Annotated in this window: 24 protein-coding genes; 12 read left to right on the plus strand and 12 right to left on the minus strand. The window is 71.3% G+C overall.

From position 1 onward, the window contains the following. Window positions 1-76 precede the first annotated feature (76 nt). Window positions 77-1,375 (plus strand): M18 family aminopeptidase, encoded by a 1,299-nt coding sequence (locus ACFXAE_RS24960; protein ID WP_384718617.1) that lies wholly within the window; start codon window positions 77-79, stop codon window positions 1,373-1,375. Between the two features lie 81 nt (window positions 1,376-1,456). After that, window positions 1,457-1,708 (plus strand): DUF6458 family protein, encoded by a 252-nt coding sequence (locus ACFXAE_RS24965; RefSeq protein WP_384718619.1) that lies wholly within the window; start codon window positions 1,457-1,459, stop codon window positions 1,706-1,708. 85 nt (window positions 1,709-1,793) lie between these two features. On the opposite strand, the gene ACFXAE_RS24970 is transcribed toward ACFXAE_RS24965, so the two are convergent. Continuing rightward, complete coding sequence (locus ACFXAE_RS24970) at window positions 1,794-2,186, minus strand: cupin domain-containing protein (protein WP_384718621.1); 393 nt, start codon at window positions 2,184-2,186, stop codon at window positions 1,794-1,796. Between the two features lie 51 nt (window positions 2,187-2,237). On the opposite strand from ACFXAE_RS24970, the gene ACFXAE_RS24975 reads away from it, so the two are divergent. Continuing rightward, the gene (locus ACFXAE_RS24975) at window positions 2,238-3,242 is read left to right on the plus strand and encodes a GlxA family transcriptional regulator (RefSeq protein WP_384718623.1); all 1,005 of its coding nucleotides are present in this window, start codon (window positions 2,238-2,240) and stop codon (window positions 3,240-3,242) included. Then, window positions 3,239-3,733 carry an LURP-one-related/scramblase family protein gene (locus ACFXAE_RS24980; protein WP_384718625.1) on the plus strand — a complete coding sequence of 165 codons (495 nt, stop codon included), beginning with the start codon at window positions 3,239-3,241 and terminating at the stop codon, window positions 3,731-3,733. The genes ACFXAE_RS24975 and ACFXAE_RS24980 overlap by 4 nt, the downstream gene beginning before the upstream one ends. A 7-nt stretch (window positions 3,734-3,740) precedes the next feature. Here ACFXAE_RS24980 and ACFXAE_RS24985 read toward each other — a convergent pair whose 3' ends face one another. Beyond that, window positions 3,741-4,535 (minus strand): carbon-nitrogen family hydrolase, encoded by a 795-nt coding sequence (locus tag ACFXAE_RS24985; protein ID WP_384718627.1) that lies wholly within the window; start codon window positions 4,533-4,535, stop codon window positions 3,741-3,743. A gap of 221 nt (window positions 4,536-4,756) precedes the next feature. On the opposite strand from ACFXAE_RS24985, the gene ACFXAE_RS24990 reads away from it, so the two are divergent. After that, a complete protein-coding gene (locus ACFXAE_RS24990) occupies window positions 4,757-5,581 on the plus strand; it encodes a maleylpyruvate isomerase family mycothiol-dependent enzyme (RefSeq protein WP_384718629.1) in 825 nt (274 codons plus the stop codon). A gap of 139 nt (window positions 5,582-5,720) precedes the next feature. Here the strand turns inward: ACFXAE_RS24990 and ACFXAE_RS24995 are convergent, their stop codons facing one another. Together ACFXAE_RS24995 and ACFXAE_RS25000 are read right to left on the minus strand one after the other, a co-directional pair. Further along, on the minus strand, window positions 5,721-7,034 hold the full coding sequence (locus ACFXAE_RS24995; protein WP_384718631.1) for a nitrate/nitrite transporter: 1,314 nt from the start codon (window positions 7,032-7,034) through the stop codon (window positions 5,721-5,723). Next, window positions 7,031-7,684 carry a GntR family transcriptional regulator gene (locus ACFXAE_RS25000; protein WP_384718633.1) on the minus strand — a complete coding sequence of 218 codons (654 nt, stop codon included), beginning with the start codon at window positions 7,682-7,684 and terminating at the stop codon, window positions 7,031-7,033. Before ACFXAE_RS25000 ends, ACFXAE_RS24995 begins: the two co-directional genes overlap by 4 nt. A gap of 244 nt (window positions 7,685-7,928) precedes the next feature. On the opposite strand from ACFXAE_RS25000, the gene ACFXAE_RS25005 reads away from it, so the two are divergent. Both ACFXAE_RS25005 and ACFXAE_RS25010 read left to right on the plus strand, forming a co-directional pair. After that, entirely contained in the window at window positions 7,929-8,777 is an 849-nt protein-coding gene (locus ACFXAE_RS25005; protein ID WP_384718694.1) for a D-alanyl-D-alanine carboxypeptidase family protein, read from the plus strand. Window positions 8,778-8,978: 201 nt separating this feature from the next. Beyond that, complete coding sequence (locus tag ACFXAE_RS25010; protein WP_384718635.1) at window positions 8,979-9,962, plus strand: Bro-N domain-containing protein; 984 nt, start codon at window positions 8,979-8,981, stop codon at window positions 9,960-9,962. 95 nt (window positions 9,963-10,057) lie between these two features. Here ACFXAE_RS25010 and ACFXAE_RS25015 read toward each other — a convergent pair whose 3' ends face one another. After that, complete coding sequence (locus ACFXAE_RS25015; protein ID WP_384718637.1) at window positions 10,058-10,321, minus strand: hypothetical protein; 264 nt, start codon at window positions 10,319-10,321, stop codon at window positions 10,058-10,060. A gap of 130 nt (window positions 10,322-10,451) precedes the next feature. Next, window positions 10,452-10,955, minus strand: coding sequence for a CGNR zinc finger domain-containing protein (locus ACFXAE_RS25020; RefSeq protein ID WP_384718639.1), 504 nt, complete (start codon window positions 10,953-10,955; stop codon window positions 10,452-10,454). A 107-nt stretch (window positions 10,956-11,062) separates the two neighbouring features. Between ACFXAE_RS25020 and ACFXAE_RS25025 the strand changes: the two genes are divergently transcribed. After that, entirely contained in the window at window positions 11,063-11,944 is an 882-nt protein-coding gene (locus tag ACFXAE_RS25025) for an alpha/beta fold hydrolase (RefSeq protein ID WP_384718641.1), read from the plus strand. Window positions 11,945-12,040: 96 nt separating this feature from the next. Here ACFXAE_RS25025 and ACFXAE_RS25030 read toward each other — a convergent pair whose 3' ends face one another. From ACFXAE_RS25030 to ACFXAE_RS25045, 4 genes are all read right to left on the minus strand, one after another. Further along, window positions 12,041-13,438 carry a dihydrolipoamide acetyltransferase family protein gene (locus tag ACFXAE_RS25030; RefSeq protein WP_384718643.1) on the minus strand — a complete coding sequence of 466 codons (1,398 nt, stop codon included), beginning with the start codon at window positions 13,436-13,438 and terminating at the stop codon, window positions 12,041-12,043. An 11-nt stretch (window positions 13,439-13,449) separates the two neighbouring features. Then, window positions 13,450-14,442, minus strand: a complete 993-nt coding sequence (locus ACFXAE_RS25035) for an alpha-ketoacid dehydrogenase subunit beta (RefSeq protein WP_384718645.1) — start codon at window positions 14,440-14,442, stop codon at window positions 13,450-13,452. Between the two features lies 1 nt (window position 14,443). Further along, complete coding sequence (gene pdhA / locus ACFXAE_RS25040) at window positions 14,444-15,646, minus strand: pyruvate dehydrogenase (acetyl-transferring) E1 component subunit alpha (RefSeq protein ID WP_384718647.1); 1,203 nt, start codon at window positions 15,644-15,646, stop codon at window positions 14,444-14,446. Between the two features lie 354 nt (window positions 15,647-16,000). Continuing rightward, window positions 16,001-17,644: a protein kinase gene (locus ACFXAE_RS25045; RefSeq protein ID WP_384718649.1), complete on the minus strand. Its 1,644-nt coding sequence runs from the start codon at window positions 17,642-17,644 to the stop codon at window positions 16,001-16,003. A 349-nt stretch (window positions 17,645-17,993) separates the two neighbouring features. Here ACFXAE_RS25045 and ACFXAE_RS25050 point away from each other — a divergent pair, with 349 nt between their 5' ends. Next, window positions 17,994-19,634, plus strand: a complete 1,641-nt coding sequence (locus ACFXAE_RS25050; protein ID WP_384718651.1) for a protein kinase — start codon at window positions 17,994-17,996, stop codon at window positions 19,632-19,634. A gap of 102 nt (window positions 19,635-19,736) precedes the next feature. Here the strand turns inward: ACFXAE_RS25050 and ACFXAE_RS25055 are convergent, their stop codons facing one another. Continuing rightward, window positions 19,737-20,282 carry a bacterial proteasome activator family protein gene (locus tag ACFXAE_RS25055; RefSeq protein WP_384718653.1) on the minus strand — a complete coding sequence of 182 codons (546 nt, stop codon included), beginning with the start codon at window positions 20,280-20,282 and terminating at the stop codon, window positions 19,737-19,739. 431 nt (window positions 20,283-20,713) lie between these two features. On the opposite strand from ACFXAE_RS25055, the gene ACFXAE_RS25060 reads away from it, so the two are divergent. Then, entirely contained in the window at window positions 20,714-21,115 is a 402-nt protein-coding gene (locus tag ACFXAE_RS25060) for a hypothetical protein (RefSeq protein WP_384718655.1), read from the plus strand. Window positions 21,116-21,301: 186 nt separating this feature from the next. On the opposite strand, the gene ACFXAE_RS25065 is transcribed toward ACFXAE_RS25060, so the two are convergent. Continuing rightward, window positions 21,302-22,285, minus strand: a complete 984-nt coding sequence (locus ACFXAE_RS25065) for an NAD(P)H-quinone oxidoreductase (protein WP_384718657.1) — start codon at window positions 22,283-22,285, stop codon at window positions 21,302-21,304. 277 nt (window positions 22,286-22,562) lie between these two features. Between ACFXAE_RS25065 and ACFXAE_RS25070 the strand changes: the two genes are divergently transcribed. Both ACFXAE_RS25070 and ACFXAE_RS25075 read left to right on the plus strand, forming a co-directional pair. After that, window positions 22,563-23,585: an ATP-binding cassette domain-containing protein gene (locus ACFXAE_RS25070; protein WP_384718659.1), complete on the plus strand. Its 1,023-nt coding sequence runs from the start codon at window positions 22,563-22,565 to the stop codon at window positions 23,583-23,585. Further along, window positions 23,582-24,430, plus strand: a complete 849-nt coding sequence (locus tag ACFXAE_RS25075; RefSeq protein WP_384718661.1) for an ABC transporter permease — start codon at window positions 23,582-23,584, stop codon at window positions 24,428-24,430. Before ACFXAE_RS25070 ends, ACFXAE_RS25075 begins: the two co-directional genes overlap by 4 nt.

Here is a 24,430-nt window from a genome sequence, read left to right on the forward strand (position 1 = left end):
GAGATCCAGCCGGACCCCCGCGAGGGCCCGCTCCCATACACGGGAGCGGGCCCTCGCCCTCGTTAAGGTGAACCCCATGAGCGAACCCCCCCGCTTCGACCGCGGCCACACCGACGACCTGATGTCCTTCCTGGCGGCGAGTCCCACGCCGTACCACGCCGTGGCGAACGCCGCCGAGCGGCTGGAGAAGGCGGGCTTCCGGCAGGTCGCGGAGACGGACGCCTGGGACGGGTCGTCGGGCGGCAAGTACGTGCTGCGCGGCGGCGCGATCATCGCCTGGTACGTCCCCGAGGGCGCAGGCGCGCACACCCCCTTCCGGATCGTCGGCGCCCACACCGACTCCCCCAACCTGCGCGTCAAGCCCCGGCCCGACAGCGGGGCGCACGGCTGGCGCCAGGTGGCCGTGGAGATCTACGGCGGGCCGCTGCTCAACTCCTGGCTCGACCGCGACCTGGGCCTGGCCGGCCGGCTGTCGCTGCGGGACGGCTCCACCCGCCTGGTCAACGTCGACCGTCCCCTGCTGCGGGTCCCCCAGCTCGCCATCCACCTGGACCGCTCGGTCAACTCCGACGGCCTCAAGCTCGACAAGCAGCGGCACATGCAGCCGGTCTGGGGCATGGGCGACGACGTCCGCGACGGCGACCTCATCGCCTTCCTGGAGGAGACCGCCGGGCTCCCGTCCGGCGAGGTCACCGGCTGGGACCTGATGGTCCACTCCGTCGAAGCACCCGCCTACCTGGGCCGCGACCGCGAGCTGGTGGCGGGCCCGCGCATGGACAACCTGCTCTCCGTGCACGCCGGCACGGCCGCGCTCGTCGCCGTGGCGGGCAAGGGCTCCGGCCTCTCCTGCATCCCCGTCCTCGCCGCCTTCGACCACGAGGAGAACGGCTCCCAGTCCGACACCGGCGCGGACGGACCGCTGCTCGGCGGCGTCCTGGAGCGTTCGGTGTTCGCGCGCGGAGGGTCGTACGAGGACCGGGCCCGCGCCTTCGCCGGCACCGTCTGCCTCTCCTCCGACACCGGTCACGCCGTCCACCCCAACTACGCGGAGCGGCACGACCCGACGCACCACCCGCGCGTCGACGGCGGCCCCATCCTCAAGGTCAACGTCAACAACCGCTACGCCACGGACGGTTCCGGCCGGGCGGTCTTCGCGGCGGCCTGCGAGAAGGCGGGCGTCCCCTTCCAGTCCTTCGTCTCCAACAACGCGGTGCCGTGCGGCACCACCATCGGCCCGATCACCGCGGCCCGGCACGGCATCCGGACCGTGGACATCGGCGTGGCCATCCTGTCGATGCACAGCGCACGCGAACTGTGCGGCGCGAAGGACCCGTTCCTGCTGGCGAACGCCCTCGTCGCGTTCCTCGACGGCTAGTCAACTGCCGTACGGCGCATGGGTGGCGCCCGCCCGGGTACCCGGTTCGGACCGGAAACACCGGACAGGGAGGCGACACTCATGGGCCTCGGCGGATGCATCATCCTCATCGCCGCGGGAGCAATCCTCACGTTCGCGACCGACTGGGACATGCAGGGTGTCAACCTTGACCTGGTCGGCGTCATCTTCATGATCGTCGGTCTGATCGGCGTCGCGACGTTCAGCAGCATCGCCCGGCGTCGGCGGGTCGTCGTACCCCCCGCCACCCCGGTCGTCGACGACACCACCCGCCCGCGCACCCGTGACGGCTACAGCGACGGGTACGGGGTCTGACCGGACATCTGCCACACCGAAGGGCGCGGGAGAGGACTCCCGCGCCCTTCTCTTCCTCGCTGTGCCGTCGTGGTGCCTCCGGCCGTCAGCCGAGCGCGTGTCCCGTCGTCGTGTCCACGTGGGCCGGAACCTCGTCGTGACGGTCGCCGGTGGTGAGGGTGCCGGTGGGCTCGAGGAGGAGGATCGCGGTGGGGACGGGGGCGTAGGGCTTGTGCTCGGTGCCGCGGGGGACCGTGAAGACGGAGCCCTTCGGCAGGACGACCGTCCGCTCGCCGCCCGCCTCGCGCAGGGCGATGCGCAGTTCGCCGTCGAGGACGAGGAAGAACTCGTCGGTGTGGTCGTGCGCGTGCCAGACGTGCTCGCCCTCCACCCTGGCGATGCGCACGTCGTAGTCGTTGACGGTGGTGACGATACGGGGGCTCCACCGCTCCGTGAAGGAGGCGAGGGCCCGGTCGAGGGAGAGGGGTTCCTGTGCCATGCCGTCAGCGTCGGTGATGCGCCGGCACCGGGCCAGTGCTAGAAATCGCGTATGCCGCAAGGATCCTCTCAGCCCTCGCGCACCCACCGCGTCGCCGTGATCGTCGACGAGGGCACCAACCCGTTCGAGGTCGGCGTGGCCACCGAGCTGTTCGGGCTGCCCCGGCCCGAACTGGGGATGCCGTGCGCGCCGTACCGGGTGACGCTGTGCACGCCCACGCCCGAGGTGCCCATGAACCACGGGTTCTTCACGATGACCGGCGTGGCGGGGCTGGACGCCGTGGACGAGGCGGACACCCTCGTCGTGCCCGGACGGCCGGACAACGTCGTACCGCGCGCAGAGGCGGTCCTCGACGCGATCTCGCGCACCCACGCGCGGGGCGCCCGTCTCGTCAGCTTCTGCACCGGCGCCTTCGCGCTCGCCGAGGCGGGTCTGCTCGACGGGTGCCGCGCCACGACGCACTGGATGTGGGTGGACGCCTTCCGCGAACTGCATCCGAAGGTGCTGCTGGAGCCGGACGTGCTGTTCGTGGACGACGGGAACGTCCTCACCGCCGCGGGCAGCTCCGCCGCGCTGGATCTGGGACTGCACCTGTGGCGCCGGGACCACGGGGCCGATGTCGCCAACGCGGTCTCCCGGCGTCTGGTGTTCGCCGCCCACCGGGACGGCGGGCAGCGGCAGTTCGTGGAGCGTCCGGTCCCTCCGGTGCCGGACGAGTCGCTGGGTCCGCTGCTGGCCTGGGCGCAGGAGCGCCTGGACGAACCGCTGACGGTGGCGGACCTCGCGTCCCGCGCCGCGGTCAGCCCGGCGACCCTGCACCGGCGGTTCCGCGCGCAGCTCGGTGCGACACCGCTCGCGTGGCTGACCGGGGAGCGGGTCGCGCTGGCGTGCCGGCTCATCGAGCGGGGCGAGGTACGGCTGGACGTCGTGGCCGCGCGCAGCGGCCTGGGGACGGCGGCGAACCTGCGGGCGCGGCTGCGGCGCGAGACGGGACTCAGCCCGTCGGCCTACCGGCGGCGTTTCGGAACGCCCGGCGGGGAAGCCCTCGTGTCATGAGATTCCTTGTGCGGGACCGGATCCTCGGGATCGGGGACGACTACTGGATCGAGGACGACCGCGGGAACAAGGTCTTCCTCGTCGACGGCAAGGCGATGCGGCTGCGGGACACCTTCGAGCTGAAGGACACCGGGGGGCGCGTCCTCGTCGACATCCGGCAGAAGATGTTCGCCCTGCGGGACACGATGGTGATCGAGCGCGGCGGGGAGCCGCTGGCCACGGTCCGGCGCAAGCGGCTGTCACTGCTGCGCAACCACTACCGGGTGGCGCTGGCGGACGGCGGCACCGAGCTGGACGTCAGCGGCCGGATCCTCGACCGGGAGTTCGCCGTCGAGTACGACGGCGAACTGCTCGCCGTGATCTCCCGGCGTCTGCTGACCGTACGGGACACCTACGCCGTCGACGTCGTGCGCGAGGACGCGGACCCGGCGCTGCTGATCGCGGTGGCGGTGTGCGTGATCCACCTGGCGGAGAAGGAACGGGAGGAGTAGGCCCTGGTCAGTGCCGGGGGCGGTCCAGGCCCAGGACGCGGTCCTTGAGGGCCGGGAAGCGTTCGCGGGTGCCCGCCACCGTGGCCGGGTCGAAGTCGACGGTGAGGACCTCCTCGCCGGGGCCCGCCTCCGCCAGGACCTCGCCCCAGGGATCGACCACGATCGAGTGACCCGCCTGCGGAACTCCGGCGTGCGTCCCGGCCGTTCCACACGCGAGGACGAACGCCTGGTTCTCCACCGCCCGTGCCCTGGCCAGGAGCGTCCAGTGGGACCGGCGGCGCTCCGGCCAGCCCGCCGGGACGACGAAGGTCTCGGCGCCGGCGTCGACGAGGCCGCGGAAGAGTTCGGGGAAACGGAGGTCGTAGCAGGTCGCCACACCGACGACGGTGTGCGGCAGGCGGACCGTCACCAGTGCGTCACCCGCCCCCATCAGCACGGCCTCGCCCTTGTCGAAGCCGAAGCGGTGGATCTTGCGGTAGGCGGCGGCCAGGTCACCGGAGGGGGAGAAGACGAGCGAGGTGTTGTAGAGAGGGCCGTCCGGGTCACGCTCCGGGACGGACCCCGCGTGCAGCCACACGCCCGCGTCACTCGCGGCCTTCGCCATCGCCTCGAAGGTCGGCCCTTCGAGCGGTTCCGCCTCGCCGGAGAACTCCTCGTACGCGAACGCGCCCGTGGTCCACAGCTCCGGAAGCACGACCAGGTCGGCCCCGGCCTGTTCCCGTACCATCCCGGCGACCCGGCGCCGACGCGATTCGACCGATTCGCCCTCGTTCACGGCGACTTGGAGCAAGGAAGCGCGCACACTACCACCGTCCTGGCATTCGACCCGCGCACACGGGCCTACGATCGTCACACGAAAGCACTGCCGGGGTGCCTCACAGCAGCGTAACTTGGGGGTCCCCCCTGTTCGAGCGCAGCCGAGAACCTGGGGGAGTCCCGAGACACCCGCCGAGTGCAGCCACCGCCCACTGGCACCGCCGCCACAACCTGCCCGTGTACCGACCGCCGAGGGGTCCCGTTTCCGTGAGTCTGCATCCCACCCTCCAGCCCTACGCCGACGCCTGGACCCACTCCATCGAGGCGATATCCGAGCTGGTGCAGCCGCTCCCGGAGGCCGACTGGAACCGGCGGACACCGTGCCCGGGCTGGTCGGTCCGTGACATCGTCTCGCACGTCATCGGCCTGGACTCCGAGATGTACGGCGACCCCCGCCCCATCCACACGCTGCCGCGCGACCTGTTCCACGTCACCAACGACCACCAGCGGTACATGGAGATGCAGGTCGACGTGCGCCGCCACCACACGGCGCCGGAGATGACCTCCGAGCTGGAACTCATGATCATCCGCCGCAACCGCCAGCTGCGGAACGAGAACCGCGAGCCCGGCACCGCGGTGCGCGGCCCGCTCGGCACGGAGCTGACGCTGGAGGAGTCCATGCGCCGGCACGCCTTCGCCGTGTGGGCGCACGAGCAGGACCTGCGCACGGCCCTCGGCCGCCCCGGCAACCTCGACTCCCCGGGCGCGCACGTCGCCCGTGACGTGCTGCTCGACGAGCTGCCGCGCGTGGTCGCCGAGCTCGCGCAGGCGCCGCGCAGCTCGGCCATTGTCATCGACGTCCACGGTCCGGTGGAGTTCCTGCGCACGATCCGCGTCGACATCCAGGGCCGGGGCACCCTGGAAACGGCCCCGGCCCTCGGCCCGGCCGCCTCCCTCACCCTCGACTGGGAGACCTACGTCCGCCTGGCCTGCGGCCGGGTGACGGCGGAAGCGGTGCCGGACCGGGTGAAGACGGAGGGCGACCTGGACCTGGCGGCGGCGATCCTGCGCCACTTCGCGGTCACCCCGTAGCGACCGCGGGCAGTCGTGCCGCGGGGGCGATGGGGCCCCCGCTCGAGCGAAACCGAGAGTGGGGGAGGGTGGGCGCGACGGCACCCGGCAAGCGCCGGCCACGCGACCCACCCCCGCCCGGCCCCACCCCCGGGCACCGTCACACGGGCACGTGCACCGACGTCACCCGGCTCGCGACCGACCGCTCCCGCTCCGCGCGAGCCGCCCGCCTCCGCAACCGCAGAATCTGGGTGACGCCCACCACCTGAAGCACGAACACGGACGAGAAGGCGACGGCATAATCGCCCCCCGTCGCATCCAGCAGCACCCCGACCGCGAACAGCGTCGTCATGGAGGCGACGAAGCCCCCCATGTTCGTGATCCCCGACGCCGTCCCCTGCCGCTCGGCCGGATTCGCCGGCCGCGCGAAGTCGAACCCGATCATCGACGCCGGCCCACAGGCCCCCAGCACCGCGCACAGCAGCACCAGCAGCCACATCGGCGCCGTATCCGCCGGATGGACCAGGGTCGCCGCCCACACCACCGCCGTCGCCCCCACCGTTCCCAGCGCCAGCGGCAGCCGCGCCCCGTGATGCCGGGCGATGACCTGGCCGTAGACGAGTCCGAAGACCATGTTGGACAGCACGACGAGGGTGAGCAGCTCACCGGCGGCGGCCCGGGACAGCCCCTGCGCCTCCACCAGGAACGGCATGCCCCACAGCAGCAGGAACATCATCGCCGGGAACTGGGTGGTGAAGTGCACCCACAGCCCGAGCCGCGTTCCCGGCTCCCGCCAGGAGGCGGCGATCTGACGGCGCACGTAGGCGGCGCCCTGGTGCGGAACGGGCTCCGGCCCGTGCCCCTCGGGGTGGTCCTCGAGGAAGAACAGAAGCAGCACGAACACCACGACACCGGCCACCGCGCTGCCCGCGAACGCCGCCGTCCAGCCGATGCCGTGCAGCAGCCGGGACAGGACCAGCGTGGAGACGAGATTGCCCGCCATGCCGGCCAGCCCCGCCATCTGCGCGACCAGCGGCCCGCGCCGGGCCGGGAACCACCGGGTGCCCAGCCGCAGCACGCTGATGAACGTCATCGCGTCACCGCAGCCGAGCAGCGCCCGCGAGGCGAGCGCCGTGCCGTACGACGGTGAGAACGCGAAGCCCAGCTGCCCGGCCGTGAACAGCACGACGCCGATGCCCAGCACCCTCTTGGTGCCGAGCCGGTCGACCAGCAGCCCGACGGGTATCTGCATGCCCGCGTAGACCAGCAGCTGGAGGATGGAGAAGGTGGACAGGGCGGAGGCGCCCACGTCGAAGCGGTCGACGGCGTCGAGGCCGGCCACGCCCAGCGACGTACGGAAGATGACGGCGACGAAGTAGACGGAGACGCCGATCCCCCACACGGCGAGGGCGCGCCGTCCGCCGGGAGGGTCTCCTGGCGTCGTGCCGGACGCCTCCGTACGCGCGCCGCTCATCGCACCTCACCCCGGGCCAGGTGGGAGAACCAGCCGACGTGCCGGTGGACGACGCCGACGGCCGCCTCCGCGTCACCGGAGCGCAGCGCCTGAAGGATCTCCCCGTGCTCGGCGAGGGTCTTGGCGATCCGGTCGGGGTGGGAGTGCATCACGGCGACTCCCATCCGCAGCTGGCGGTCGCGGAGCTGGTCGTAGAGACGGGAGAGGATCTCGTTGCCGCCGCTGCGGACGATCTCGGCGTGGAAGCACCGGTCGGTGACGGAGGCCGCGGCGAAGTCACCGGCGGCGGCCTGCTCCTTCTGCCGGGCGAGCAGCTCCTCCAGACGCTCGATGAGCCCGGCCGGCGCGGGTACGGCCTTCCTGGCGGCGTGCTCCTCGACGAGCAGCCGGGTCTCGACGACGTCGGCGATCTCCTGCGCGGAGACGGGCAGGACGAGGGCGCCCTTCTTCGGGTAGAGCTTGATCAGCCCTTCGGCCTCCAGCCGCAGCAGCGCCTCGCGCACGGGGGTCCGCGAGACCCCCACGGCCTCCGCCAGCTCGCCTTCGGTGAGCAGCGTCCCGCCCTCGTAACGGCGTTCCAGGACGCCCTGCTTGACGTGGGTGTAGACGCGGTCGGTGGCGGGTGGTTGCTTCACTGCGGCCATGCTCATGCGGACAGGATAGATACAACACGCACGCATGGAAGAATCCATCCACGATGCGGACTCGAAGAAGTCGGAAGTGCCCCCGGTTCACGCACAACCATCCGCACGCTCCGCGAGTCAGACAGATGCGGCTCCCTTATGGACCGCGTCTCAACTTGGCCGCAGGACAAGGCCATTCCAGGTAATCGGGGTATTCGACTTGAAGATCGACACGCAGGGCTTCCGCCTCCGCAGAGCCGTCGGCGTCGCCATGACCACCGGCGCCGTGATCGCCTCCGGAGTTCTCTACGCGGCGCCCGCGCAGGCCGCCGCCGCACCCACGATCGTCGCCAAGGGCGGCTACGTGATGAACAACGCGAACGGCAAGTCGCTGTACACGAAGGCGGCGGACACGCGTCGTTCGACCGGCTCGACGACGAAGATCATGACCGCGAAGGTCGTGCTGGCGCAGAAGAACCTGAACCTGGACGCCAAGGTCACGATCCAGATGGCGTACAGCGACTACATCGTGAAGAACAACGCCTCGTCGGCACGGCTGATCGTCGGTGACAAGGTCACCGTGCGCCAGCTGCTGTACGGGCTGATGCTGCCGTCGGGCTGCGACGCGGCGTACGCGCTGGCCGACAAGTTCGGCACGGGCTCGACGCGTTCGGCCCGCGTGAAGTCGTTCATCGGCAAGATGAACACCGAGGCGAAGAACCTGGGCCTGAAGAACACCCACTTCGACTCCTTCGACGGCATCGGGAAGGGCAGCAACTACTCGACGCCGCGCGATCTGACGAAGATCGCGAGCAGCGCGATGAAGAGCTCCACGTTCCGCTCGATCGTGAAGACGAAGAAGTACACGGCGAAGACGACGACGAAGACGGGCAGCACCCGCACGATGGCGCCGTGGACCAACACGAACACGCTGCTCAGCAGCTACAGCGGCACGATCGGCGTGAAGACCGGCTCGGGCCCGGAGGCCAAGTACTGCCTGGTCTTCGCCGCGACCCGCAACGGCAAGACGGTCATCGGCACGGTCCTCGCCTCCTCCTCGTCCACCCAGCGCGAGACGGACGCGAAGAAGCTCCTGGGCTACGGCTTCGGCAAGATCTGACCCACGCGGACACACATGCGCAAGGGGCCCGCCGATATCGGCGGGCCCCTTGCGCATGTCTCGACTCCGACGTCCGCCATACACGTGTCCGCCGGTCGGCACAGCCGTTTCGGCCGACTTCGCTCGCAGTCGTGAACATCATCGAACCGGCTGGCATATGCGTTCCGCCTCGCTCTACGTTCCGCAGCGGAGGTAATTCACATGAACGAACCCAGCAAACGGCAGAACTCTGCCGAGCAGCACGAGGCGATCGACGTCAGCGACTTCGTCTACGCGGCGACCGGCGCCCGGGTGCGGAGGCTGACGATGCCGGACGGGACGCACTGGTTCCCGGCGGTGGACGTCTGCAAGGAACTCGGCCACACCAACTCCCGGAAGGCGCTCTCAGACCACGTTCCGGACGAGCATCGAGAGATTCTCGAGACCGTAACTGGAGGTTACGGTCTCAGCGTTCCCGCAGGTAGAGAGTGGCGTCGAGACTTGCAAGTCATCTCTCTCCAAGGTCTCGTCCTCCTCGTCAACGCCTGTACCAAATCGGCCTGCGCCCCCTTCAAGCAGTGGGTCGCCGAAGTGATCGAGACCGTTCAGCGCGAGGGTTCCTACTCTCTCGACGAAGCCGAGGTGCAGCCCTCCGAGCCTGGTGCGCCCGTCGCCTACGCCATGCCGGAGCAGGTCGCCGATGCCATCGTCCGGCTCGAAGCGCACAACCTTCAGCTGGACGAGGAACTGGCCGGCGGGCAGCGTGAATCGATCGCTTTGCAGAAGGAGACGTTGGCCATGCAGCGGGAACTGCTGGCCACGCAACAGGCCACCCTCGCCGTGCAGCAGGCCATGGTCCGGGCGATGGAACGCATCGCGGACCGGTTCGACACTCTCGTCCTCGCGCGCCGGACGCCCCCTGGCCACCGCACCGCGCTGCCCACCACCGAGTCGGTGCTGGCCGACTGGCGACAGCGGTTGTCCGTGACGGAGGACGTATGGACGGTGGCCGTGGCCATCGCCCCCGTGCTCGTCGAACAGGGAGAGCTGCGCGAGCCGCTGGAGTCGATCGCCACCCGTACGGGGCTCTCCGTGCGCCGCGTCAACGACTGCCTCCGGCTGCTGCGCAAGCACGCCTGCATCCGCTCGCGGGGCGGGGACGGGGGCGGGGGCGGGGCTCCGGTGTACGTGCTCCATCGGGGCTGAGTGGACCGGCACGGCAGGAGGGGCGTCGCAATCCGAATTTGCGGCGCCCCTCCCGCGCTGAACCTAGCGGTTCACCGGGCCTCACGCCCAGTCGGTCAGCCGTTCCGGGTCGTCCGGATCGCGGCCTCATCGCCCTCGGCGCCGGACACGAAGCCCAGCGCCTTCCGGAGACCGGAGGGCTCGCGGTAGTGCACACCGGTCGTCCCGCGTGCGATGGCCGCCCCGACGTTCTCCAGCCGGGCCTCCACGAACGGCTCGATCTCGCCGGGGTCCTCCCACGAGCCGGCACCGCCCTGCGCATCGCCGTCACGGACCCGAGGGGAGCGGCTGCCGCAGTGCAGCGCCTCGGATCCCGACACCCGGTTCAGGCGCGGTCTCCTGGTCGTCCGGGCGGATGTGCGGGCCGTGGAGCGGCTCACCCTGGGAAAGACGGTCCGGGCGGAACCGGCCGTGCCGGGGAGGGTCGGCGTGTGGACCGACCGGCCTTCGTCAGGGCGCCGGAAACCGACGGGCGCGTTCCTGGTGGCGGCGGGCCTTGAGGCGATTGCCGCAGGTCCTCATCGAGCACCAGCGGGCGGTGTTGGCGCGGCTGCGGTCGAGGAGGAAGAGGCGGCACTCGTCGTTGCCGCAGGGGCGCAGCCGGCCGGGCCTGCGTTCTTGGACGTCGTACCAGGCGAGCACCAGCTCCACCGCGAGCAGCCGCTCGGGCGGCGCTTCGAGACGCCACCGCAGACCCGGCTCGCCGACCTCGGGAATCCGGTACGCGCCGGCCAGCACGTCCCGCAACTCCGCCTCGGGCACGGTGCCGCGGGTGGCGGTCTGGAGCGCGTCCCTCGCCGTCCGCAGCCAGTCGGCCGCCGCCGCGTCACCGGGGACGCCGTGCTCCTCGGCCCACCGCCGCAGCACGGCGTCATCGGCCCACAGATCCCGCGGCCGGCCGTCCACCACCGGGGTGCTGTTCAGCGCCTCCAGCAGCGCTCCCTCGTCGATCATGTCCATTCACCTCCTCGGCTAACCCCCTCAGCTCACTTGACAGGTTACCTCACATCCGGTCCACTGGAGGCACTGGTAACCACCAAAAGCCCTCTGGAGGGTTAGTCGTGATCGAGATCCGTCACCAGTACGCCACCGTGCGCGGACACCGCGTCTTCTACCGGGAGGCCGGCCCCGCCGACGCACCGGCCCTGGTGCTCCTGCACGGATTCCCCACCAGCTCGCGCATGTTCCGCCGGCTGATCCCGGAACTCGCCGACCGGTTCCGCGTCATCGCCCCCGACCACCTCGGCTTCGGCCACTCCGACACCCCGCCCGCCGACGCGTTCCGGTACACCTTCGACGCGCTCACCGACATCACGGAGGAACTCCTGGCCGGGCTCGGTGTCACCCGCTACGCCGTGTACGTACAGGACTACGGCGCTCCCATCGGGTGGCGACTCGCGCTGCGCGACCCGAAGGCGGTCACCGCGGTGATCACCCAGAGCGGCAACGCCTACGAGGACGGCTTCGTCCCCGAGTTCTGGGCGCCGCTGTGGGCCTACGCGAACGACCCGGGGCCCGGGACGGAGCCGGCGGTCCGCACCGCCCTCGACCTGGACGCCATCCGCTGGCAGTACCTCCACGGGGTGGACCGCCCCGAACTGGTCGACCCCGACACCTGGACGGCCGACCACCGTGACGTCAGCCGTCCCGGCAACGACCTCGTACAGCTCGCCCTCTTCCGCGACTACGCCACCAACCGGCCCCTCTACCCGCGGCTGCACGCGTACTTCCGGGAGAGCCGTGTCCCGCTCCTGGCCGTATGGGGAGCCGAGGACCTCATCTTCGGCCCCGACGGCGCGCGCGCCTTCGCGCGGGACCTGCCGGACGCCGAGATCCACCTGGTGCCCGGAGGCGGCCACTTCCTGCTCGAGAGCCACCTGGAGAGCACGGCCGACCGCATCCGGGACTTCCTGACCCGTACGCTGCCGACGGCTCGATCGTGACGCACCGCCTTCCGGTGGTGGACGTCCGCGCGGGAGGGGCGCCGCGATCCGATGTCGCGACGCCCCTCCCGTGCCGAACCCGGCGGTTCGTGGGCCTCAGGCCCAGCTGATCAGCCGCTTCGGCTGTTCCAGGACCGCCGCCACGTCCGCCAGGACCTTGGAGCCCAGCTCCCCGTCCACCAGGCGGTGGTCGAAGGAGAGGGCCAGGGTGGTGACCTGGCGGGGCTTGACCTTGCCCTTGTGGACCCACGGCTGGAGCTTGATCGCGCCGACCGCGAGGATCGCGGACTCGCCGGGGTTGAGGATCGGCGTGCCCGTGTCGACGCCGAAGACGCCGACGTTGGTGATCGTGACCGTGCCCGCCTGCATCGCGGACGGGGAGGTCTTGCCCTCCCGCGCCGTGGACACCAGTTCGCCCAGGGACTCGGCCAGTTGCGGCAGCGTCTTGGCGTGGGCGTCCTTGATGTTCGGGACGATCAGGCCGCGCGGGGTGGCCGCCGCGATGCCCAGGTTGACGTAGTGCTTGACCACGATCTCCTGGGCCGCCTCGTCCCAGGAGGCGTTGATCTCCGGGTTGCGCCTGATCGCCACCAGCAGGGCCTTGGCGATCAGCAGCAGGGGGTTCACGCGCAGGCCCGTGAACTCCTTGTCCTGCTTCAGCTCCTCGACCAGCTTCATCGTGCGCGTCACGTCCACCGTCACGAACTCCGTGACGTGCGGTGCCGTGAACGCCGAGCCGACCATCGCCGCCGCCGTGGCCTTGCGGACCCCCTTGACCGGGACGCGGGTCTCGCGGGCGGTGTCGTACGACACCGGGGCCGCGGCGGCAACCGGTACGGCGGCAGCCGGGGCGGCCTCCTGCGGAGCCGGAGCCTGAGGCGCCACCGCCGCGTGGACGTCCTCACGGGTGATGATGCCGTCCGGGCCGGTCGGGGTGACCGTCGTCAGGTCGACGCCCAGGTCCTTCGCCAGCTTGCGCACCGGGGGCTTGGCCAGGGGGCGTTCCAGGGGAGCGGCGGGGGCGCCGTGACCGTTCAGTTCCGCCTGGACGGCCACCGCCGCCTGCCGGGCCGCGGTGTCCGGGGCCGCCTGCTTGCGCGGGCGGCGGCGCGTCGAGGACGTCGCCACGCCGTAGCCGACCAGGACCGGCTGGCGGGCCGCCGGCTTCTCCTCGGGCTCCGCGGCGGGGGCGGGAGCGACGGCGGGAGCCGGGGTCTCCTCCGGGGCCGCGCCACCCGTGATGTCCACCGCGATGATGGACGTGCCCACGTCCACCGTGGTGCCCTCGGGGAAGTGCAGCGCGCGGACCACACCGTCGTAGGGGATGGGCAGTTCGACGGCCGCCTTCGCCGTCTCGACCTCGCAGACCACCTGGCCGTCGGTGACCGTGTCACCGGGCTGGACGTACCACTTGAGGATCTCGGCCTCGGTGAGGCCCTCGCCCACGTCCGGCATCTTGAACTCGCGTACGGACGCGTTCGTCATCGTCGTCACGACCCTCTCCCTCAGTACGCCAGCGAGCGGTCGACGGCGTCGAGCACCCGGTCCAGGTCCGGGAGGTAGGACTCCTCCAGGCGGGCCGGCGGGTACGGGGCGTGGTAGCCGCCCACCCGCAGCACCGGGGCCTCCAGGTGGTAGAAGCAGCGCTCCGTGATCCGGGCGGCGATCTCCGCGCCGGAACCGAAGAACACCGGTGCCTCGTGGACGACGACCAGCCGGCGCGTCTTCTCCACCGACCTCTGGATCGAGTCGAAGTCGAGCGGGGAGACCGAGCGCAGGTCCAGCACCTCCAGGGAGCGGCCCTCCTCGGCCGCCGCGTCCGCGGCCTCCCGGCAGAGCTTCACCATCGGGCCGTACGCCGCGAGGGTGAGGTCCGTGCCCTCGCGCACCACGCGCGCGGTGTGCAGCGGGCCCGGGATCGCCTCGGTGTCGACCTCGCCCTTGTCCCAGTAGCGCCGCTTGGGCTCGAAGAAGATCACCGGGTCGTCGCTCTGGATGGCCTGCTGCATCATCCAGTACGCGTCCGACGCGTTCGACGGGGAGACCACCTTCAGGCCCGCCACGTGGGCGAACAGCGACTCCGGGGACTCGGAGTGGTGCTCCACCGCACCGATGCCGCCGCCGTAGGGGATGCGCACGACGACGGGGAGCTTGACCTTCCCCAGCGAGCGGGCGTGCATCTTCGCGAGCTGCGTGACGATCTGGTCGTACGCCGGGAAGACGAAGCCGTCGAACTGGATCTCCACCACCGGCCGGTAGCCGCGCAGGGCCAGGCCGATCGCCGTGCCGACGATGCCCGACTCGGCGAGCGGGGTGTCGATGACGCGGCTGTCGCCGAAGTCCTTCTGCAGCCCGTCCGTCACCCGGAACACGCCGCCGAGCTTGCCGACGTCCTCTCCCATGACGAGGACCTTCGGGTCCGTGTCCAGGGCATGCCGCAGCGACTCGTTGATCGCCTTGGCCAGGGCCATGTTCTTGGATGTCACGGTCTCCGCCATCTCACTTACCCCCGTCCGCGTCCGCGAACGACGCCTGGTAGGCGGCGAACTGCGCACGCTCCTCGTCCACGAGCGCGTGTCCGTCCGCGTACACGTTCTCGAAGATGGCGAAGTGGTCCGGGTCCGGCATGGCACGGACCGCTTCGCGCACTCGTTTGCCCAACGCCTCGCTCTCGGCCTCCAGTTCCGCGAAGAATCCCTCGTCCGCGTGGTTCGAGGCTTCGAGGTAGCGGCGAAGACGGAGGATCGGGTCCTTGGCCTCCCAGGCCAGGCGCTCCTCGTCGCCCCGGTAGCGGGTCGGGTCGTCGGAGGTGGTGTGCGCGCCCATGCGGTAGGTGAACGCCTCGACCAGCGTCGGGCCCTCACCGGCGCGCGCCCGCTCCAGGGCCCACTTGGTGACGGCCAGGTTCGCCAGCACGTCGTTGCCGTCCACGCGGACGCCCGGGAAGCCGAAGCCCTGCGCGCGCTGGTACAGCGGCACGCGGGACTGCTTCTCGGTCGGCTCGGAGATCGCCCACTGGTTGTTCTGGCAGAAGAACACCACCGGGGCGTTGTAGACCGCGGAGAAGGTGAAGGCCTCGGCCACGTCGCCCTGGCTGGACGCGCCGTCGCCGAAGTAGGCGATGACCGCGCTGTCCGCGCCGTCCTTGGCGACGCCCATCGCGTAGCCCGTGGCGTGCAGGGTCTGCGAGCCGATGACGATCGTGTACAGGTGGAAGTTGTTGCCGTTCGGGTCCCAGCCGCCGTTGTTCACGCCGCGGAACATGCCGAGCAGATTGGTCGGGTCCACCCCGCGGCACCACGCGACGCCGTGCTCGCGGTAGGTGGGGAAGACGTAGTCGTCGTCGCGCAGCGCCCGGCCGGAGCCGATCTGCGCCGCCTCCTGCCCGAGCAGCGAGGCCCACAGGCCCAGCTCGCCCTGACGCTGCAGGGAGGTGGCCTCGGCGTCGAAGCGGCGGGTGAGCACCATGTCGCGGTACAGACCGCGCAGGTCGTCGGCGGTGATGTCGGCGACGTACTTGTCGAACTCGGCGTTCTTGACGCGCTTGCCCTCGGGCGTCAGCAGCTGGACGAGGGCGGGCTCGGCGCTCTTCCCGGCACCGGTGGCCTTCTCGGCGCTGGTGGTGCGCTTGGTGCCGGTGGTGCCGGCCTTCGTTCCGGCGCTGCGTCGCGGTGTGCGCGCGGCAGTGCTCTCCACGGTCACGTGTGCTCCTCCGTCGGTCCGGCCCCCGGGGTTGCCGGTGGGCCAGTGCGGCTCACCTGTTCTCGACCACCGGGCACGGGGTGGGTGCCACTCGACCGGGAACAGGCGTGACAGGTGCCCCGGCGAGCGCCCTGCAAGAGGCACGTTACCCAGTGCTCCACATCTCTGTGAAACCCTTCTGACCTGCGATTTTGCTTGGATTTCCAAGTAAATCGGGGAAGGACCTGAAGGTGCGCTGGTCACAGCCTCGCAGGAGGCCGGAGCAACGGCACGTTATCCCGGCCACCCCGGGCACGGGAAGAGTCGAGTTTCGTGCCGCCCGTGAGGGCGGGGCCATGCCGTAGGGAGCGCGGGTCAGCCGCCCGTGTTCCCGAGAGTGGTCCCGGTGTCGGTGCCGCCCACGTCGGTACCACCGGCGTCCGTGCCGCCCGCGTCGGTACCACCGGCGTCCGTGCCGCCCGCGTCGGTACCGCCCGCGTCCGTTCCACCGGTGTCGGTACCGCCCGCGTCCGTTCCACCGGTGTCCGTACCGCCCGTACCGGTCGGCTGAGTGGCGGTCGGCTGGTCGCTCGGCTCTTCCGTCTCCGTGTACGTCGGCTCCTGGGACGGCGTGTACGGCTGGTCCCAGTTCCCACCGCCGGATCCCGTGCCCGGGTCGGTCCCGGTCTCCGTGCCCGGGTCGGTGGTCTCCTCGGGGGCCTCGTCGCTCGGGCTCTCGCTGGCCTTCTCGTCCTCGGTGGTCTGCGTCACGGACGGGGATGTGTCGGGCTTCTTCCCGCCCTCGCCACCGCCGCCGTTCATCGCCAGCGCCACACCCGCCGCGACGGCGATCACCGCGAGCACCGCGAGGATCCACAGCTTGCCGCGACCGCTGCCCTTGTTGCCGTGGCCCTCGAAGCCGCCGTCGTCGCCGCCGTACCCGGCGGGCAGGATCGGCTGCGGGATCGCCGCCGTGCCGGAGGCGTCCGGGTGCGGCATCGCGGTGGTGCCCGCGAAGCCGGCCGCCGGGGTGCGCGGGCCCTCGTGCATGACCACCGGGCCGGTGTTCCAGGTGCCGGTGTGACCGCCCTGGTCGTAGAGCATCTGCAGCGCGTACTGGATCAGTCCGCGCATCTCCTCGGCCGTCTGGAACCGGTCGTCGGGCTCCTTGGCGAGGGAACGCATGACCAGGCCGTCCAGCTCCGGCGGGCAGGCGTCCGAGGCCTCCGAGGGGGGCGTGGGGATGTCCTGGACGTGCTGGTAGACCACCGACAGCGGCGTCTCACCGGTGAAGGGAGGCCGCAGCGCCAGCAGTTCGTACAGCAGGCAGCCGGTGGCGTACAGGTCGGACCGGTAGTCGACGGCCTTGCCGAGGGCCTGCTCGGGGGAGAGGTACTGCGGGGTGCCCATGACCATGCCGGTCTGGGTCATCGTCGTGGACGCGCCGTGCAGCGCGCGGGCGATGCCGAAGTCCATCACCTTCACGGCGCCGTTGTGGGTGATGATGACGTTGGCCGGCTTGATGTCGCGGTGCACGATGCCGTGCTGGTGCGAGTAGGCGAGCGCCTCCAGGACACCGGAGACGATGATCAGCGCCTGCTCGGGGCCCGGGGCCTCGGCGTTCATCAGCAGGTCGCGGATGGTGCGGCCCTCGACGATCTCCATCACGATGTACGGCACCGACTGGCCGCCGACGACGTCCTCGCCGGAGTCGTACACGGCGACGATCGCGTGGTGGTTGAGACCGGCCACCGACTGCGCCTCGCGCGTGAAGCGCGCCTTGGACACGGGGTCCTCGGCGAGGTCGGCGCGCAGCAGCTTGATGGCGACCGTGCGGCCGAGGCGTACGTCCTCGGCCGCGAAGACCTCGGCCATGCCGCCCCGGCCGAGCCTGTGGGTCAGCCGGTACCGGCCGTCGCCGACGAGCCCGCCGTTGCCCCAGTTGTCCGGCGCGTCCGAGATGCCGCCGCCAGTCGCCTCGGGGTCGGACGGGCCCTGGGCGCGCTGCTGCTGTGCCATCAGTCCTCGCCGTCGTTTCTGCCCGCGGTGCGCGCGGTGTTGTCACGGTCTTCGTCGGCCACGCTACAGCCTCGGCGTGTGCCCCCGGCCCGGGACGGGCTGCCAGGACCGGCACGAGACGGACCGGCCATGAAACCCGCACTCCGTACTGTCGTGCAAATTCCGTGTACCGGTAGGACGACCGCTGTAACGCTTCCGCGACGCTTCCTTCGCGTACGGTCACGGAACGGGCACCGCGCTTGACGTGTCGGTGGCCTGGGGCAGACTTGGCCGGGAATAGCGCATGGGATCTACGACGGATCGGCCACCGACGGCGGCGGCGCCGGAGAGGCTACGGGGGACGCGGAACATGAGCCAGCACGGCGCACAGGGCCACCACGCGGGACGGGCGCTCGCCGGCGGACGTTACCAACTGCGGGACCTGCTCGGCCAGGGCGGCATGGCCTCGGTCCACCTCGCCTACGACAGCGTGCTCGACCGCCAGGTCGCGATCAAGACGTTGCACACGGAACTCGGCCGGGAGCCGGCCTTCCGCGAGCGCTTCCGCCGCGAGGCCCAGTCCGTGGCGAAGCTCACGCACACCAACATCGTCTCGGTCTTCGACACCGGCGAGGACGACGTGGACGGCATGACGACGCCGTACATCGTCATGGAGTACGTCGAGGGCCGCCCGCTGGGGTCCGTGCTCGACGAGGACGTGCGGCAGCAGGGCGCGATGCCCGCCGACAAGGCGCTGAAGATCACCGCGGACGTCCTGGCGGCCCTGGAGATCAGCCACGAGATGGGGCTGGTCCACCGCGACATCAAGCCGGGCAACGTGATGATGACCAAGCGCGGCGTGGTCAAGGTCATGGACTTCGGCATCGCCCGCGCCATGCAGTCCGGCGTGACGTCGATGACGCAGACCGGCATGGTCGTCGGCACCCCGCAGTACCTCTCCCCGGAGCAGGCGCTCGGCCGGGGCGTGGACGCCCGCTCCGACCTGTACTCGGTCGGCATCATGCTGTTCCAGCTGGTCACCGGGCGGTTGCCGTTCGACGCGGACTCGCCGCTGGCCATCGCGTACGCGCATGTGCAGGAGGAGCCGCCGGTCGCGTCCTCGATCAACCGTTCGCTGCCGCCGGCCGTGGACGCGCTGATCGCCCGCGCGCTGAAGAAGAATCCGAACGAGCGCTTCCCCAGCGCGGAGTCCATGCGCGGGGAGTGCCTGCGGGTGGCGCAGTCCTTCCACGCGGCCCCGCCGAGCATCGTCCCCGGCGCGCAGGCGCAGAGCGGCGCGGGCGTCGGCTCCGCGGTGTTCCCGCCGGTCGACCGGGCGACCCCGGCGCCCACGGGCAACGTGCAGACGCCGTACCAGCCGACGCCCCATCCCTACGGCACTCCGGCTCCGCCCACGCCCTCCCCGGCGTACGGCTATCCGCAGCAGGGCGGCGCCCCGTCGCCGTACGCGCCGCAGCCGGGGCCGCAGACCCCTCCGCCGTACGACATCACGCCCCAGCCGTCCGGCTCGGGCGGCTCGGGCGGCAGTCGGAACAAGCCGGTGGTCATCGGGTCGATCGTCGTCTCGCTCGTCGCCGTCGGCGGCCTGATCACGGCGCTGATGATGAACGGCGGCGAGAAGGACCCGCAGGCCGGCGGCGGAAGCGGCGGCGCTTCGGCCTCGGCGTCGGCACCGGCGGCCAAGGCGGAGGGCTACCGCGGGCCGGACACGTCGAAGAAGATCGACAAGGAGGAGTGCGAGGAGCCGCAGGAGTCGTACAACGACCCCGAGAAGATCCGGATGCCGAACTTCAAGTTCAAGTACATCGGGTCGGTCAAGGAGTGCTTCCAGGCCGCCGGCTGGGGTGACATCAAGATTCTCGACGTGGACGAGAACACCTACGGCGAGGGCTCCGTCCGGGACCAGTTCCCGCCGGCGGGCACGGACGTCGACCCCGAGGACATGCCGCAGATCACGCTCAAGGTCTCGACGGGCAACCCTCCGTCCTGATCCCGGCCGTACGCGACACGGCGAAGGGGCCCGGCATCCGATGCCGGGCCCCTTCGTGCCGTACGTGTCGTTCTTTTCGTTCGGGCAGGGACAGTGGGGCGGTTACAGGTACGGGCCGCCCGAGCGGCCGCCCGTCTGCGGGTCCTCCAAGCCGTCGCCGACGCCGGGCGGGAGGGCACGGCGCATCTGCTCCAGCTGAGCGCGCGCGGCCATCTGCTGGGCGAAGAGCGTGGTCTGGATGCCGTGGAAGAGGCCCTCCAGCCAGCCCACCAACTGGGCCTGCGCGATCCGCAGTTCGGCGTCGCTCGGGGTGGTCTCGTCCGTGAAGGGCAGGGAGAGCCGCTCCAGCTCCTCGACCAGCTCCGGGGCCAGACCGTCCTCCAGTTCCTTCACCGAGCTGGCGTGGATCTCCTTGAGCCGGACCCGGCTGGCCTCGTCCAGGGGAGCCGCGCGCACTTCCTCCAGCAGCTGCTTGATCATGCTGCCGATCCGCATGACCTTCGCCGGCTGCTCCACCTGCTCCGTGAGCGGGGTCTCGCGGGAGTCCTCGTCTCCGGCGCCGGCGCCGGCGCCGAGCGCCATGCCGTCCTGGCCGACGACCAGGATCTGCGGATTCTCCGGCGACCGTTCGTTCCTCGGCATCTCCATGCCGCCATTGTCGCGCACGGCCGTGTGCCGTTTCGGCGGTGCCCCCGGAAGCGGGGTTCTCCGGGCGGGTCCACCCGACGGACGTATCCGGAATGCCGGGAACATCCGGTGATGACAGGCTGTTGGGCGTCCATCCGGCCCATCTTGCCGACGGTGTGACCGAGCACCGGCCGGCGCGGGAGGTCACGGTCGTGACTCCATGGCTGCGTGTAGTGGGAGCGACGGTTGTCCTGGTCACGGGGGCGGCGGTGATGCCGTACGGCCCTGTCGCGGCGCCCCTCGGCGCCGGGGCGGCGTACGGGGTCGGCGCCGACCCCTCTTCGCCGTCCCTCTCGTCCCCCTCGTCCTCGTCGTCGCCCTCGCCCTCCGGGGAGCCGTCGAGGGCCGGGAGCCGGCCGGGCGAGGACCGGGACCGGCCGGGGCGGCACGGGATGACCGAGGGAGAGCCGCGGGAGCGTGAGCGCGGCGACCGGGACGGTGCGGACGACCGGGACGGTGCGGACGACGGGGGCGCCGGTGCCGTACCACGGAGGCCGGGGCGCGCCGAGGACGTGAGCGGGCGGCCGGACGCGGCCGGCGTGCCGCGCCCGGGGGACGACGACACCGTGTCCCGGGCACCCGGCGGGGGCGACACCGTCCCGCGGACACCGGCGTCACAGGCGGCGGTCCCGGTGCCCTCCGCGACCTCACGGGCGGCGGAGCCGAACGCGGTCGCCTCCACCGAGCCCGTCCTGCGCATCCTTCCGCTCGGCAGCGGTCTGATGCTCATCGGACTCGGCTTCGGCCTCGCCTTCGTGGCCCTGCGCATGCGCCAGGGGCGCGGCACGTCCTGAGAACCGGGCGGGGTCCTGCCGGGAGTTTCCTGACGGGCCGTGGAAGGGCTCGCGCGCCACGGGAACACGCGCAGGGCGGTGCTGTACTCGGGTGGGAACCCGCACCCGGTGGACGCGGCCGGCGTGCCGTGCCGGGAGCGGGGGCGGGCTCCGGTGGACACGGCCGGCTGACCCGGCCGTCCGGGCTCAGCTCGGCGTGACCAGCAGGACCTTGCCGATGTGGCCGCTGTCCTCCACGACCCGGTGGGCGGTGGCCGCGTCCGGCATCGGGATCTCGCGGTCGATGACGGGGCGGACACGGCCGTCGGCGACGAGCGGCCAGACGTGTTCGCGTACGGCCGCCACGATCGCCGCCTTCTCCTCCAGGGGCCGGGCGCGCAGCGAGGTCGCGCTGATGGCGGCGCGCTTGCCGAGGAGGGCGCCGATGTTCAGCTCGCCCTTCACACCGCCCTGCATGCCGATGATGGCGAGCCGGCCGTTGACGGCGAGGGCCTGGACGTTGCGGTCCAGGTACTTGGCGCCCATGTTGTCGAGGATGACGTCCGCGCCGGCGCCGCCGGTGGCCTTCTTCAGCTCGGCGACGAAGTCCTGCTCGCGGTAGTTGATCAGGATGTCGGCGCCGAGTTCGGCGCAGCGCTCCAGCTTCTCCGTGGTGCCGGCGGTGACGGCGACCCTCGCTCCGACGGCCTTGCCGAGCTGGATCGCCATGGTGCCGATGCCGCTGGAGCCGCCGTGCACGAGGAGGGTCTCGCCGGGGCGGAGGTGGGCGACCATGAAGACGTTCGACCAGACCGTGCAGACGACCTCCGGGAGCGCCGCGGCCTGATCCACGGTGAGCCCCTCGGGAACGGGCAGCAGCTGCCCGGCCGGGACGACGGCCTTCTCCGCGTAGCCGCCGCCGGCGAGCAGCGCGCAGACCTCGTCGCCGACGGCCCACCCGCTCACCCCGTCACCGAGCGCGGCGATCCGTCCGGAGCATTCGAGACCGGGGTGGGGGGAGGCGCCGGGCGGGGGGTCGTAGAAGCCCTGCCGCTGGAGGATGTCGGCCCGGTTGACGGCACCGGCCACCACCTCGACCAGGACCTCGCCGGGGCCGGCCACGGGGTCGGGGACCTCGTCCCACACCAGCGCCTCGGGCCCACCGGGTTCGGGAATCGTGATCGCATACATGAGGGGGACGGTACTCCTGGGGTGCGGCGGGCCCGGTGCACCGCGTCCCACGACCGCCCGGTGCACGGCGTCCCACGACCGCCCGGTGCACGGCGTCCCACGACCGCCCGGTGCACGGCGTCCCACGACCGCCCGGTGCACGGCGTCCTACGACCCGGGGCGCCCCTTTCTCGGTCGTGGGACCGGTCTCCCGGAAAATCTCGTGCGGGAGCGATGAGTTTGCGCGACGGTGACGGTCTCTCCATGCGTAGCCCAAGCATGCGGAAGGACCCGAAGCATGAGCACGCAGACGTCCGGCCTGGCGATCGAGACCGCCGGCCTGGTCAAGACCTTCGGTGAGACACGGGCCGTCGACGGCGTCGACCTCGCCGTGCCGGCCGGCACGGTGTACGGGGTCCTCGGACCGAACGGCGCCGGCAAGACCACCACCGTGAAGATGCTCGCCACCCTCTTGCGGCCCGACGGCGGCGAGGCCCATGTCTTCGGTCACGACATCGTGCGCGAGGCCGACGAGGTGCGCGGCCGGGTGAGCCTCACCGGCCAGTACGCGTCCGTGGACGAGGACCTCACCGGCACCGAGAACCTGGTCCTGCTGGGCCGGCTCCTCGGCCACCGCAAGCCCGCCGCCCGCACCCGCGCCGCCCAGTTGCTGGAGGCCTTCGGCCTCACGGACGCGGCCGGGAAACAGGTCAAGCACTACTCCGGCGGCATGCGGCGCCGTATCGACATCGCCGCGTCCATCCTCAACACCCCCGACCTGCTGTTCCTCGACGAGCCGACCACCGGCCTGGACCCGCGCAGCCGCAACCAGGTGTGGGACATCGTGCGCGCGGTCGTCGCCCAGGGCACGACAGTGCTGCTGACCACGCAGTACCTGGACGAGGCCGACCAGCTGGCGTCCCGGATCGCCGTCATCGACCGCGGCAAGGTGATCGCCGAGGGCACCAAGGGCGAGCTGAAGGCGTCCGTCGGCGCCGGATCCGTCCATCTGCGGCTGCGGGACGCCGAGCAGCGGCCGCTCGCCGCCGACCTGCTGCGCCGCGCCCTCGACGCGCGGGTGCAGCCCGAGCCCGACCCGGTGGCGCTGACCGCCCGCCTCACCGCCGCCGCGAGCCGCGACACGGCCGCCGAGCAGGCCGCCCGCGCGCTGAGCGAGCTGGCCCGCGCCGGTGTCACCGTCGACAACTTCTCACTCGGCCAGCCCAGCCTGGACGAGGTGTTCCTGGCCCTCACCGGCCACGACACCCGCGCATCCGACCAGGACGACTCCCACGACCCGAAGGACGAGGTGGCGGCATGAGCACCACGACGACCACCGAGAGCGCCGAACTCGCCCCGGTGCGCACCGACTCCCTCGCCGAACTGCTGGTCACCAAGGAGCGCCCGCCGCGGCCCAGCGCCTGGTCGGCCTCGCTTACCTTCGGCTGGCGGGCGATCCTGAAGATCAAGCACGTGCCGGAGCAGCTGTTCGACGTGACGGCGTTCCCGATCATGATGGTGCTGATGTACACGTACCTGTTCGGCGGGGCGCTGGCCGGGTCACCGAAGGAGTACATCCAGTTCCTGCTGCCGGGAATCCTGGTGATGTCGGTCGTGATGATCACCATGTACACCGGTGTCTCGGTCAACACGGACATCGAGAAGGGCGTCTTCGACCGGTTCCGCAGCCTGCCGATCTGGCGGCCGTCCACGATGGTCGGCTATCTGCTCGGCGACGCCCTGCGCTACACCATCGCGTCGGTCGTGATGCTGACCGTCGGCATGATCCTCGGTTACCGCGCCGACGGCGGGGTGGCCGGAGTGCTCGCCGGGATCGCGCTGCTGGTGCTGTTCTCGTTCGCCTTCTCCTGGATCTGGACCATGTTCGGGCTGATGCTGCGCACCGAGAAGTCGGTGATGGGCGTCAGCATGATGGTGATCTTCCCGCTCACCTTCCTGTCCAACGTCTTCGTCGACCCGCGCACCATGCCGGGCTGGCTCCAGGCGTTCGTCAACAACAGCCCCGTCACCCACCTGGCGTCCGCGGTGCGCGGACTGATGGCGGGCGACTGGCCGGCCGACGAGATCGCCTGGACGCTGGGCTGGGCCGGACTGTTCGTGGTGGTCTTCGGACCGGTCACGATGCGGCTCTACAACAGGAAGTAG

Source organism: Streptomyces sp. NPDC059454 (assembly GCF_042749965.1).
In the GTDB taxonomy this organism is placed as follows: Bacteria; Actinomycetota; Actinomycetes; order Streptomycetales; family Streptomycetaceae; genus Streptomyces.

Coding starts and splice junctions, on each gene's coding strand:
- ACFXAE_RS25065 (WP_384718657.1), bottom strand. CDS start 22,285: ATGTATGCGATCACGATTCCCGAACCCGGTGGGCCCGAGGCGCTGGTG.
- ACFXAE_RS25000 (WP_384718633.1), bottom strand. CDS start 7,684: ATGAGCATGGCCGCAGTGAAGCAACCACCCGCCACCGACCGCGTCTAC.
- ACFXAE_RS25055 (WP_384718653.1), bottom strand. CDS start 20,282: ATGGAGATGCCGAGGAACGAACGGTCGCCGGAGAATCCGCAGATCCTG.
- ACFXAE_RS24980 (WP_384718625.1), top strand. CDS start 3,239: ATGAGATTCCTTGTGCGGGACCGGATCCTCGGGATCGGGGACGACTAC.
- ACFXAE_RS25005 (WP_384718694.1), top strand. CDS start 7,929: ATGACCACCGGCGCCGTGATCGCCTCCGGAGTTCTCTACGCGGCGCCC.
- ACFXAE_RS25050 (WP_384718651.1), top strand. CDS start 17,994: ATGAGCCAGCACGGCGCACAGGGCCACCACGCGGGACGGGCGCTCGCC.
- ACFXAE_RS25075 (WP_384718661.1), top strand. CDS start 23,582: ATGAGCACCACGACGACCACCGAGAGCGCCGAACTCGCCCCGGTGCGC.
- ACFXAE_RS24970 (WP_384718621.1), bottom strand. CDS start 2,186: ATGGCACAGGAACCCCTCTCCCTCGACCGGGCCCTCGCCTCCTTCACG.
- ACFXAE_RS25020 (WP_384718639.1), bottom strand. CDS start 10,955: ATGATCGACGAGGGAGCGCTGCTGGAGGCGCTGAACAGCACCCCGGTG.
- ACFXAE_RS25060 (WP_384718655.1), top strand. CDS start 20,714: ATGACCGAGGGAGAGCCGCGGGAGCGTGAGCGCGGCGACCGGGACGGT.
- ACFXAE_RS25035 (WP_384718645.1), bottom strand. CDS start 14,442: ATGGCGGAGACCGTGACATCCAAGAACATGGCCCTGGCCAAGGCGATC.
- ACFXAE_RS25070 (WP_384718659.1), top strand. CDS start 22,563: ATGAGCACGCAGACGTCCGGCCTGGCGATCGAGACCGCCGGCCTGGTC.
- ACFXAE_RS24995 (WP_384718631.1), bottom strand. CDS start 7,034: ATGAGCGGCGCGCGTACGGAGGCGTCCGGCACGACGCCAGGAGACCCT.
- ACFXAE_RS25045 (WP_384718649.1), bottom strand. CDS start 17,644: ATGGCACAGCAGCAGCGCGCCCAGGGCCCGTCCGACCCCGAGGCGACT.
- ACFXAE_RS25010 (WP_384718635.1), top strand. CDS start 8,979: ATGAACGAACCCAGCAAACGGCAGAACTCTGCCGAGCAGCACGAGGCG.
- ACFXAE_RS24960 (WP_384718617.1), top strand. CDS start 77: ATGAGCGAACCCCCCCGCTTCGACCGCGGCCACACCGACGACCTGATG.
- ACFXAE_RS24965 (WP_384718619.1), top strand. CDS start 1,457: ATGGGCCTCGGCGGATGCATCATCCTCATCGCCGCGGGAGCAATCCTC.
- ACFXAE_RS24975 (WP_384718623.1), top strand. CDS start 2,238: ATGCCGCAAGGATCCTCTCAGCCCTCGCGCACCCACCGCGTCGCCGTG.